Source organism: Vannielia sp., from assembly GCF_029212645.1.
Classification (GTDB): domain Bacteria; phylum Pseudomonadota; class Alphaproteobacteria; order Rhodobacterales; family Rhodobacteraceae; genus Vannielia.
In genome coordinates, this window is the sequence record NZ_JARGND010000075.1 from 1 (window position 1) to 8,589 (window position 8,589).

At 59.9% G+C, this 8,589-nt stretch carries 8 protein-coding genes and 1 pseudogene; 5 read left to right on the top strand and 4 right to left on the bottom strand.

Annotation, left to right across the window (positions count from 1 at the left end; all coding sequences use genetic code 11):
• Window positions 1-194 precede the first annotated feature (194 nt).
• The 4 genes from P1U55_RS15145 to P1U55_RS15160 all read right to left on the bottom strand — a co-directional run bounded on the left by P1U55_RS15145 (window position 195) and on the right by P1U55_RS15160 (window position 5,691).
• Window positions 195-887: a hypothetical protein gene (locus tag P1U55_RS15145; protein WP_301048469.1), complete on the bottom strand. Its 693-nt coding sequence runs from the start codon at window positions 885-887 to the stop codon at window positions 195-197.
• Window positions 878-2,008, bottom strand: a complete 1,131-nt coding sequence (locus P1U55_RS15150) for a M48 family metallopeptidase (RefSeq protein WP_301048470.1) — start codon at window positions 2,006-2,008, stop codon at window positions 878-880. Before P1U55_RS15150 ends, P1U55_RS15145 begins: the two co-directional genes overlap by 10 nt.
• A 38-nt stretch (window positions 2,009-2,046) precedes the next feature.
• Window positions 2,047-3,291, bottom strand: a complete 1,245-nt coding sequence (locus P1U55_RS15155) for a DUF898 family protein (RefSeq protein WP_301048471.1) — start codon at window positions 3,289-3,291, stop codon at window positions 2,047-2,049.
• 75 nt (window positions 3,292-3,366) lie between these two features.
• Entirely contained in the window at window positions 3,367-5,691 is a 2,325-nt protein-coding gene (locus P1U55_RS15160; RefSeq protein WP_301048472.1) for a DNA topoisomerase IV subunit A, read from the bottom strand.
• A 166-nt stretch (window positions 5,692-5,857) separates the two neighbouring features.
• Here P1U55_RS15160 and P1U55_RS15165 point away from each other — a divergent pair, with 166 nt between their 5' ends.
• From P1U55_RS15165 to P1U55_RS15185, 5 genes and pseudogenes are all read left to right on the top strand, one after another.
• Window positions 5,858-6,373, top strand: coding sequence for an SH3 domain-containing protein (locus P1U55_RS15165; protein ID WP_301048473.1), 516 nt, complete (start codon window positions 5,858-5,860; stop codon window positions 6,371-6,373).
• A 54-nt stretch (window positions 6,374-6,427) separates the two neighbouring features.
• On the top strand, window positions 6,428-7,261 hold the full coding sequence (locus P1U55_RS15170) for an SDR family NAD(P)-dependent oxidoreductase (RefSeq protein ID WP_301048474.1): 834 nt from the start codon (window positions 6,428-6,430) through the stop codon (window positions 7,259-7,261).
• A 326-nt stretch (window positions 7,262-7,587) separates the two neighbouring features.
• A complete protein-coding gene (locus P1U55_RS15175) occupies window positions 7,588-7,791 on the top strand; it encodes a twin transmembrane helix small protein (protein ID WP_301048475.1) in 204 nt (67 codons plus the stop codon).
• 3 nt (window positions 7,792-7,794) lie between these two features.
• A complete protein-coding gene (locus P1U55_RS15180) occupies window positions 7,795-8,373 on the top strand; it encodes a cob(I)yrinic acid a,c-diamide adenosyltransferase (RefSeq protein ID WP_301048476.1) in 579 nt (192 codons plus the stop codon).
• A 137-nt stretch (window positions 8,374-8,510) separates the two neighbouring features.
• A pseudogene (locus tag P1U55_RS15185) lies at window positions 8,511-8,589 on the top strand (electron transfer flavoprotein subunit beta/FixA family protein); the annotation flags it as partial.

An 8,589-nucleotide genomic window follows, 5' to 3' on the forward strand; every position in this document is an offset into this window, starting at 1 on the left:
CAATCGTGCCGATGTTGCAATGCGGCTTGTTACGCTCAAACTTTTCCTTAGCCATCGTCCTTGGCGCCTCGTCATGTTGGGGGGCTTTGATTGGCCCTGAGATTCACATGGGCGGGTGCCTACGCGCACGAGGGAGAAAAATCAAGCATATCGTTTGGGCAAAACACCGCCGTTTTCGCGGCTCCCCCACCCCTTCACTGCGCAGGGGTGATGACCTCGGTGATATCCGGTGAAACGCCGGGCGCACCAGCCACGCCGGGCGGCGCAGTGGCCGGGGCGGTGGCAGGGGCGTCCAGCACTGTTTCGCTCACCGCTTCAGGTGCGTCCAGCATGGTTTCAGGGGCCATTTCGCGCGCTGCAAACCACGCCGGATTTTCACGCATCCAGCCCTCGATCAACCTTGCTGCATTGGCTGAAAGGTTGGCCATCTGGGTTTCGCGGCTTTGGGTCAGCCCCGAGCCGATCAGCGTTTCGCCCGAGAGCCGTTCAAACACCGTAAACCGGCGCGGCTCGGGGTTCAGCTTGCTCTGTGTCGCGTCATCCCAAACGGTGACGCCAATCGACAGGACCGACTTTGGCGAGAGCACCACAGGCACGCCGGGAATGGCCAGCGAGTAGCCATCGACCTTCACCGCGATGTGGTAAAGTTGATCGCCGTTGAGCCGCGAAAAACGGCGCGTCAGGGCCGCATCCAACGCGTCTTGCCACTCTTGCGCGGTTGCGCCGCGCGAGGGCGGGATCAGCCTGGCATCCTCGGCATGGACAACCGAATAGCCCAGCTTGAAGGCCCCTATCGGCTGCGCCGGTTCAAGCAGATCAGCCTCGGGGGAGCAGCCCGCCAGAAGCAGCGCTGCAACGGAAAGCGCACGAAGAGGCTTCAATTGCATATGTTCCTCAACGCCTGCCACTCTTGCGCGCTCAGCACCGGCTCAAACTCACCCGTGGTTTGGGTTTCGGCAGAGCGGGCCGCCAGCGCCCGGCTGGCGAGATTGGGGTGAGACGATAGATACTCCATCGCGCCCTCGGTATCGCCGTATTGATCACGCAGTTTCTCGAAGAAATGCGCCGTATCCTCGGTCGGCAGCTTGGCGCGGCTCAGGGTTTCAAAGGCAAACACATCCGCCGCTGCCTCCGCCTCGCGGGTAAAGCTCGCCTGCATGAGTTGCTCGGAGACGATAAGCGCCAAAGTTCCGCCTGCGAAATCACCGATCAGCATCGACAATATCCCCGCCGATCCGGCGGCACGCAGCATGATGCGCAGCGGATCGCGGTTGACCACATGGCCAATTTCATGCGCCAGAATCCCGGCAACCTCTTCGGGGGTGTCGGCCTTTTCCAGCAGGCCCGAAACCACCACAACATGGCCCCCTGGGGCGGCAAAGGCATTGACCATCGGATGGCGGATCACCCGCAGCTTCAACTCGTACTCCATGTCGATCTGGTCGGTCAGCCGGGTGGCCATTTTCTGCAACGCGGCCTGGCCCGCTTCATTGGTGCAATAGCCCGACCCCTGGTAGCTCCCTAGCATCCGCTCCATCTGGTTCACCACCTGACGGCCCATCGCCTCTTCGCGTTCAATCGGGACCAGACCGGAAAGGTTATCGGCAAGGGCGGGGAGGATCACGAAAAGGATCAGCGCAACCGAGCCAGCGGCAGCGGCAGACCATACCAGCATCTTGCGCACTGTGCCCTTGACGATCTCGACCTTGCGCAGGTTTGGCGCAACACCCTCGATGGCGGCGGCATCTACCGAGGATTGCACGTTCAGACGGGCCTCATTGTGGCCATTGCGGAAGAAAACGATCCCGTCGCCATAGCCCGGATCGCGGATCATCCGCAGCTCATCAAGCGGCCATGTTTCCAGCGCCTGGCCCCTCTCTTCGTCATAAATTGTGAGCCTGCCCGCGACCTCATCAGCCACCGCGCGCACCAGCTTCTCCCCGGCGCTCTGCCCGTCAAAAAAGCGGGCCGTCACGGCGAAGGGGGGAAGTGGGTTAGCGTTGGTCATCGGGCAGGTCCCTGTTTGTGGCTGGTGCAGGCGCTGCCCTAGAAGGCAGCCCCGACATCAAGCGCATCGGCAAAGCCCTCGGCATCCACCACTTCATCGCCCACACGCTGGCGGATCGTATCAAGCTGCGACGCATTAACAACGGTGCTCTCTTCCACGTAGTGGCGCAGGATCGGCTGGCGAATAAACACCATTGCCAGAGCGCCGGAGAAGACGATCACAAAGATATAGGCCAGCGCGAACAGACCGGCGAAGAGCAAGCCCTGTGCCGATTGGAACATCGTCTCGGGCGATCCGCCGAAATCAGCCAGAAAACCCATACCACCGATCAAAAGGCCCAGCGGAATAAGCGCCACAACCGATAGTAACGAAACCGCAAGCATGCCGATGACATAGGTGGCGATAACCGTGCCCGTGCGCGGCATCGAGCGAAAGCGAATGCCATCACCCAACACCTTGTTGGCCCAGAGGATACGCCAGCTATGGATCTGGTAGTAGACCGAGCCGATCAGCAGCCAGATATAGGCCACGACCATGAGAACCATCGTCAGGATGGCGAGGCTCTCATCAATGAGCGGCAGTATCATGGCCCCGATCAGCAGACCGATCGGGATAAAGATATGGATCATCGCCTTGTAAAGCTGCCCGAACGAGCCGTTCTGGGTGAACTTGGCATCGCCGTACCAAGTGCGGTCCCAGATATATTTCTCAAGGTAGAAGGTCATCAGCGGGGTCAGAAGGCCCAAGGTCATCGCGCTGGCAAGCCACAGCCCGCAAGCGGTAAACATATAGCCCCAAGCGCCTTTCTCAGCTCCGAAACGCACGCCACGCCAACGGGTGCGACTAAGAATGTAACGGCGTGCGCGATACTGCGCGAAAAAGATCAGCGGCAGCACGGCAATCAGGTTGATGTAGACCAGCATGATTTGCTGAAGCTGTGCGAGCGGGTCGTTCGGGTCTGCCGTGCTGAAAATGTTCAGCCCGAGGAAGAACAGGAACAACTGAAGCAGCCCGAGGTAAACCGCGAGGATGACCACCGCGACCAGAAAGCCCAGAAACTTCTCCAGCCCGGTGCCGCTGTATTCAAACGGGTTTCCGCCCGGCGCGGTCGCGCTCCAAAGGTACCGGCGAACGCGGGTTTTTGCCCAGAACCGGTAAAAACCGAGGGTGAGCAGCGTCAGCATGCCGGTGCCAAGGGCCAGCCAAAACAGCCGCCCGCCTTCACCGCGATAGGCCCCGTGAAGAATATCCTCCTCGACCACCGGAACATCCGTGTAACTCATTGTTCGTCCCTCACTCAAAAATAACTTGTCCGTTGCTGATCGTTTGGACACCAGCTTACGACATTTTAAAGGCTCTTAGTTGGTAAATTTGTTGTTTCTGGGGAAACCGCGCGGCGCCATACGGCCAGCGGAGGCGCGTTTGCCAAGCCATTCGTCCAATTCCGTCTCGGTGCGGGTGCGGCCTGCGGGGTCTTTCCAGGTGAGGCCTTCCGCAAGCACAAATGTGGTGGCATCCGAAAGGCCGCCATCCTTGAACTTTTGCAGACGAACCCCTTTACCGCGCGCCATTTCAGGCAATTCCTCAAGGGGGAAGATCAGCACTTTGCGATTTTCTCCGACGGCGGCGATATGGTCGCCGTTCACCGGGCTACAGACCAGCGCTTTCACCTCATCCTTCACGTTAAGGGATTGTTTGCCCGCACGTGTTTGCGCCACAACCTCATCGGAATTGACCACAAAGCCATCGCCTGCCGAGGAGGCGAGCAGCAGTTTTTGCCCCGGAACATGGGCAAAAAGATCAACGATTTCAGCCTCGTTTGGCAGATCCACCATCAGGCGCACCGGCTCCCCCATGCCCCGCCCACCGGGAAGCTGCGAGGCGGGCAGCGTGTAAAACCGGCCATTCGCCCCGAGCAAAAGGAGCTTGTCGGTGGTCTCTGCATGGAAGCTGAAGCGTGGGCCGTCACCGTCTTTGAACTTCAGCTCCTGAGCAAGGTCGATATGGCCCTTCATGGCGCGAATCCAGCCCATCTGCGAGCAGACAACGGTGATCGGCTCACGCTCAATCATCGCTTCCATCGGCACGTCCTCAACCTCGCCCGCCTCGGCAAAGACTGTGCGGCGAGCGCCACCTTCAGACTTGGCGCCAAACTGCTCGCGCACCTCGCGGAGCTGCTCGGAAATGCGCGTCCATTGCAGGCCCTCGTTTTCGAGAAGGTCTTGCAGCGTGGCACGTTCCTTCATCAAGGCGTCTTGCTCGTTGACCAGCTCCATCTCTTCAAGGCGGCGCAAACTGCGCAGGCGCATGTTGAGGATGGCTTCGGTTTGCACCTCGGTGAGGCCGTTTTCGGGCACGTCAGGGGTACGTGGGCCAATCGGCGAAACGTAATCCGCCTCAGAGGTCGCCCGCACCCGCTTGATCGACCAATCCTCGGCCATCAAGGCGCGTTTTGGCGTGTCATCGTAGCGGATAATGTCGATCACGCGGTCGAGGTTGAGGAAGGCGATAAGCAAGCCTTCCAGCACTTCGAGCCGGTTGTCGATTTTATCCAGCCGGTGCTGCGAGCGCCGTTGCAGCACCTCGCGGCGGTGATCGAGGAAGGCGCGCAGCACTTCTTTGAGCGAGCAAACCTTTGGGGTGCGCCCGTCGATCAGCACGTTCATGTTGACCGAAAACCGGATCTCAAGATCGGAGTTGCGGTAAAGCATCCCCATCAAAACATCCGGGTCCACGTTTTTGGAACGCGGCTCCAGCACAAGGCGCACGTCTTCGGCGCTTTCGTCGCGCACATCCGCGAGAATCGGCAGCTTTTTGGTTTGCACCAGTTCCGCGATCTTCTCGATCAGCTTGGACTTTTGCACCTGATAAGGAATCTCGGTAACAACGATCTGCCACTGGCCACGGCCCAGATCCTCCACCTCGTAGCGGCACCGCAAACGCACAGCACCCCGGCCTGTGCGATAGGTTTCCTCAAGGCTTTCGCGCGGCTCCACGATCACCCCGCCAGTGGGAAAATCGGGGCCTTTGACGTAGTTCAGCAAGGTCTCATCCCGCGCATCGGGCGTTTTGATCAGGTGCTGGCAGGCCTGCACCAACTCATCAATGTTATGCGGCGGAATATTGGTCGCCATGCCCACCGCAATGCCGCTGGAGCCATTGGCCAGAAGGTTGGGAAAGGCGGCGGGCAGCACTGCGGGTTCGGTAAGCGTGCCGTCATAATTGTCACGGAAATCAACGGCATTCTCGGCCAGCCCCTCCATCAGCGCCTCAGCGGCGGCGGTCAGGCGGGCTTCGGTGTAGCGGGCGGCAGCGGGGTTATCGCCGTCGATGTTGCCAAAGTTGCCCTGGCCATCAACCAGCGGATAACGAACGTTGAAATCCTGCGCCAGACGCGCCATCGCATCGTAGATCGCGCTATCGCCGTGGGGGTGATAGTTGCCCATCACATCGCCCGAAATCTTCGCCGATTTGCGGAACCCGCCGGTGGAACTCAGCTTCAGCTCGCGCATCGCATAGAGGATTCGCCGGTGAACCGGCTTCAATCCATCGCGTGCATCCGGCAGAGCACGGTGCATGATCGTCGAAAGCGCATAGGTCAGATAACGCTCACCAATTGCGCGGCGAAGCGGTTCTGCATGGTCTTGCGGCTCGATATTGGGGGTGTCTGCCTCTTTATCCATAGATGCTGTGATACCGAAGCCACGAAACCGGGTAAAGCCAAAGCGGTTGGTTGTTCTAGCGTAAAGTTAGCCTAATGGAGTGGGCGAATGGCGCGTTTCACGCTATAGTGTGTGAAGGTGCAGTGAGTAAAATGGTGTTAAAGCTTGGGGGCTTGAAGAGGTTACAATGGGTGCGCGTGGACTGCTGAAAATGGTTGTCGCTTTGTCTGTCTTGATGTTCGGGGCCATGCTGGCCGTGGGCGATGGGCCGCAGGTGGCTATGGGCTCCGATGAGCCTGAGATGACGGCCGCCGAAATGGCCGCGCTTGGGGCAGACACGCCGGAAACCGTTACCAAGGCCGAGGACACTCCGGTGCAGCTTGCCACCTCAATCGGGATGTCTGAACTTGATACCGACACCACCGCACCGCTGATCGAAGCCGCGCTTGCGGTTGCCCCCGGTGATGCCGAGCCTGCCGTGGAAACCACCGCCGCACCGCGCGGCAAGATCGGCGTGGTGATCGGCCGCCTTGTGAACGTGCGCTCCGGCCCCTCCACCACCTACGGCGTTATGGGCCAGGTGGTGCGTGACCAGAAGATCGAGATCATCGAGCTCAAGGGCAATGGCTGGGCGCATATCCGGGTGGATGGGCGCGATGGCTACATGTCGGGCGATTTCATCAAGGAACTGCCGCAGGGCTAACCCCTTGGCGCAGCATTGCTTGCCACGGCGGTGCCGCTGAGGCATTGCCTTGGCATGACACAAAAATCCATTCTTATCACCGGTTGTTCGACCGGGATCGGCTATGACGCAGCACTTGGGCTGAAGGCCGCTGGCTGGCGTGTTTTTGCCTCCTGCCGCCAACAAAAAGACGTGGATCGGCTGCGCGGTGAGGGCCTTGAAAGCATGGTGCTTGACCATCAGGATCACGCCTCGATGGAGGCTGCGGTGGCCGAGGTTTTGGCCGTAACCGGGGGCACCCTCGACGCGCTTTTCAACAACGGCGCTTACGGGCTTGTGGGCCCGGTTGAAGACATCCCGACCGATGGGTTGCGCGACCTGTTTGAGAGCAATGTTTTTGGCTACCACAGCCTTGCGCGGCTGGTGATTCCGGCGATGCGCGCGCAGGGGCATGGGCGAATTTTGCAATGTTCCTCGGTGCTTGGCTTTATGGCGATGCGCTGGCGCGGGGCTTATGTGGCGTCAAAGTTCGCCCTTGAGGGCCTTTCGGATGTGATGCGGCTGGAGATGTCAGACGCCAATATTGATGTGGTTCTGATCGAGCCCGGCCCGATCCGCACCGAATTTCGCAAGAACGCCATTGCCAAGTTCGAGCAATGGGTCGACTGGAAAAGCTCGGCCCGCCGCCAGCAATACGAAGACGACTTGCTCGACCAGCTCTACAAGCGCAGCGACAAGCCCGACCCTTTTGAGCTTGGCCCAGAGGCCGTAACCAAAGCGGTGCGCAAGGCGCTGGAGGCAAAGCGCCCAAAAGCCCGCTACGGGGTGACAACGCCAACCCATGTGATGGCCGTGGCAAAACGGCTGCTTCCGACGGCTGTGCTGGATTGGGCGGCCCGCAAGATGTGAGGGCAGTCTGCCAAGGCGGGGCAAAGATTAGGTTAACGCGGCGCGCAAAGGTTTTTTATGCGTGTTTTCAATGGGAAACCCTGCCCCTTTCTGGCGCGGCCAGAGCGTGCGATGGGGTAACACCATCACGGATTTGGCCGTTAATCGCAAAAAGATCACTTACACAACCGATGCACATCCCATGCACAAGGGATGCCTACGGAAATATTTGCGCAAATGGTGTATGAAGCATGCGCGCGTTGCGCCCCGCGCGGCTTTGTCCGCTTCGCTTTTGCCCGCCAAGAGGCTACATCCCGGCCAACACGCCAGTTCCGAGGGCCAGATCCATGATGCAAGACCCGCTATTTTTCCTTGTTGCCGCCGCCATGTTGATCGTGGTTTTCATCCTGCTCCTCGGGATTGGCGGCTTTGCCAAGGGCGGCGATTTCAACCGCAAGCACGCCAACAAGGTGATGCGCTGGCGGATCATCGCACAGGCGGTTGCCATTGCGCTGATCTTGCTGTTCGTATGGCTGCGCCGGGGAGGGTGAACGATGGTTGTTCTTAACAAGATCTACACGAAAACGGGCGATGGTGGCGATACGGCGCTGGGCAATGGCGAGCGGGTGGCCAAACATGCTGCACGGGTGGCGAGCTACGGCACCACCGATGAGCTGAACAGCGTTCTGGGCCTTGCGCGGCTGCACGCCGAGGGGGAAATGGATGCGCGGCTGGCCGCCATTCAGAATGACCTTTTTGATCTAGGCGCCGATCTGTGCCGTCCCGGGCTGGCCGGGGACGGCGCGGCCGAATATCCGCCGTTGCGGATGGCCGAAGCGCAAGTGACCCGGCTTGAAACCGAGATTGACCGGATGAACGCGGACCTCGCACCCCTGCGCAGCTTTATCCTGCCCGGTGGCAGCGCGCTGGCCGCGCATTTGCACCACGCGCGCACGGTCGCGCGCCGGGCCGAGCGACTTTGCACCGAACTCGTGGTTGAAGAGCCGGATGACGTGAACATGCACGCGCTGCGCTACCTCAATCGCCTGAGTGACTGGTTTTTCGTCGCCGCCCGTGTGGCCAATGGCAATGGCGCGGATGATGTGCTGTGGGTGCCGGGGGCCAATCGCTGACCGTTGGCGCTAACGCAAGAAAAAGCGGCGTCTGGAGCATGAATCAAGACGAATTTGCACTGTAAGCCGGCTACATCTTTGGCTAACACAGGGAGCAATTCGGGTGGGTCCCCGCCTGACAGTGAGGAGAGATATCGATGAAAGTTCTCGTGCCCGTGAAGCGGGTGATTGATTATAACGTGAAAGCGCGTGTGAAAGCGGATGGGTCTGGGGTTG

Bases quoted from the DNA above. Each gene is read 5' to 3' on its own strand.
- P1U55_RS15145 (WP_301048469.1), bottom strand. From the start codon at position 887: ATGCAATTGAAGCCTCTTCGTGCGCTTTCCGTTGCAGCGCTGCTTCTG.
- P1U55_RS15150 (WP_301048470.1), bottom strand. From the start codon at position 2,008: ATGACCAACGCTAACCCACTTCCCCCCTTCGCCGTGACGGCCCGCTTT.
- P1U55_RS15155 (WP_301048471.1), bottom strand. From the start codon at position 3,291: ATGAGTTACACGGATGTTCCGGTGGTCGAGGAGGATATTCTTCACGGG.
- P1U55_RS15160 (WP_301048472.1), bottom strand. From the start codon at position 5,691: ATGGATAAAGAGGCAGACACCCCCAATATCGAGCCGCAAGACCATGCA.
- P1U55_RS15165 (WP_301048473.1), top strand. From the start codon at position 5,858: ATGGGTGCGCGTGGACTGCTGAAAATGGTTGTCGCTTTGTCTGTCTTG.
- P1U55_RS15170 (WP_301048474.1), top strand. From the start codon at position 6,428: ATGACACAAAAATCCATTCTTATCACCGGTTGTTCGACCGGGATCGGC.
- P1U55_RS15175 (WP_301048475.1), top strand. From the start codon at position 7,588: ATGATGCAAGACCCGCTATTTTTCCTTGTTGCCGCCGCCATGTTGATC.
- P1U55_RS15180 (WP_301048476.1), top strand. From the start codon at position 7,795: ATGGTTGTTCTTAACAAGATCTACACGAAAACGGGCGATGGTGGCGAT.